Origin of the sequence: Chryseosolibacter indicum (genome assembly GCF_018598585.1) — a bacterium.
GTDB classification, from domain to species: Bacteria; Bacteroidota; Bacteroidia; order Cytophagales; family Cyclobacteriaceae; genus Chryseosolibacter; species Chryseosolibacter indicus.
In genome coordinates, this window is sequence record NZ_JAHESD010000143.1 from 1 (window position 1) to 1,781 (window position 1,781).

General features: G+C 35.3%; 1 protein-coding gene. It reads left to right on the forward strand.

The features are described 5' to 3' along the window. The coding region (locus KK060_RS24785) for a hypothetical protein (protein ID WP_254157967.1) at nt 1-1,781 on the forward strand (1,781 nt) is incomplete at both ends.

The following is a 1,781-nucleotide window of genomic DNA, read 5'->3' on the forward strand; positions in this document are numbered from 1 at the left end:
CAAAACTGTATTGACAATTATTGTAATACACCATTAACACCCACACTGCAAGACCAGGCAGGCAGTCCAATGAAAGTAAAAGCGTATGGAAAACCAGAAGAATGGGAGAAGATCACCAAAGCGCTGACTTATGATTTTGAAGTGGAGGTGAAGGAGAGTGGGCAAAATTGCTCTTCTAATTGGGATTTAATAACATCTATTGTTTTACCCTCGAACTTTGAACAGGGAAAATATTATGTAAACTATGCTAAGACATTAGCAGGAGGTAAGGACGCCTCTCTGCATAGTTTAAGCACTGTGGTTGATAAATCCGGTAACATGTATGTACTAATGACTTTTGTTAATACCTTAGTCCTTAATAATAATACCACCTTAATAAATCAAGACGTAAAACGAGATGCAGTTCTAATTAAATATAATCGAGCAGGTAATTTACTTTGGCATAGACAATATAAAATTGATTACATTAATATTCCTTCACAGCCGCAGGGAGATAATGTTGGAGGGATCTTGGATTTAAGTATTAACGAAGATTTTCTAGTTGTATCACTGCAATTTAGTTCTTCAGCTTCATCAGCTGATGACGAAGTCATCAATTACGGAATAAGGATAAATGATGTAGTTTTTGATTCAAATACCCCAAGGGGAAAGTATACCTTAGTAGAAAAAATATCAGATAAAGGAAGTGTAATATGGGGGAGGAAAGGAATCAATACTTCCACTAGTATATATATAGATCCAATTTTTGGTGTTGATAATAACTTAATTTTCACAGGATTTATCAACGCAGGAATCGGAAAACAAGACATTAGTTTCGTAAAATTGAGCTCATTGAATGGAAACGTAATTGAAGATTATAGGATACCTGTATCATATACTGGAATAGTTTCTCTTTATTTCTCAAGTAGAGTTGATATTTCCGGTAATGCCTATCATCTTATTCAATTTAAGGCATCCTCAAGCCAAGCATCATTTAATATTAATATAAATAATAGTCTTTACACTTTTAACATGTCCCTCAACAATGTACCTCCTATTCCAAAAGAGGTATTTCTTTTGTTGGTATATGATAAAAATGGAGCTTACAAAACACATAAGTGGATTGAAGTACATAGTGAGATTAATGGCGGAGGAGTGATGTATTTACAGGCTCGTTCATTTAATTCGATTATCCTTAATACCTATAATTATAGTATTAGTAGTAATGATTTTAATCTTGCAGGTAGCTCAACTGGGTATCTCATTGAAATAGATCATAATGGTATTACAAAAAATTATCTTACTGGAGGAGTAAGGCCGCATGAGAAGAATAACCAAGATGATTTTGTTTCAGTTTATGGTCAGCAAAACAGTTATTATTTTAACAGCGGAAGGTTAAATTTACATTCATGGAGCGTCGAGCCTCTTGATATCAGCCGTACGGTTATTTCGTCCTCATTTGATATAGTAGCATTATATACAGATGCTTTTTCATGGTCAGGAATTGCATCAATTAATGGTGGAAACAGTCCTTTTACGACGGCATCAATAGAAAATTTGATTCCTAATGATGGGAATACTTCCGGAGGTAGAAATTTGATTTTTTACAAGTTAGATAATTATAAAATTTGTTTTAAGGGTAACCTCTGCTTCCGCTTTACCACACCGCAACAGGGGGTAACAGTACCTGTTGGGTTAGAAGATATCGTATTTGATCCTCAGCCGGAGACTTGTGCTGAAGCGAGCACACAGGCAGTAAAGGCAGCGATTGATCAGCAGGTAGAACAGGCGATCACAAACAG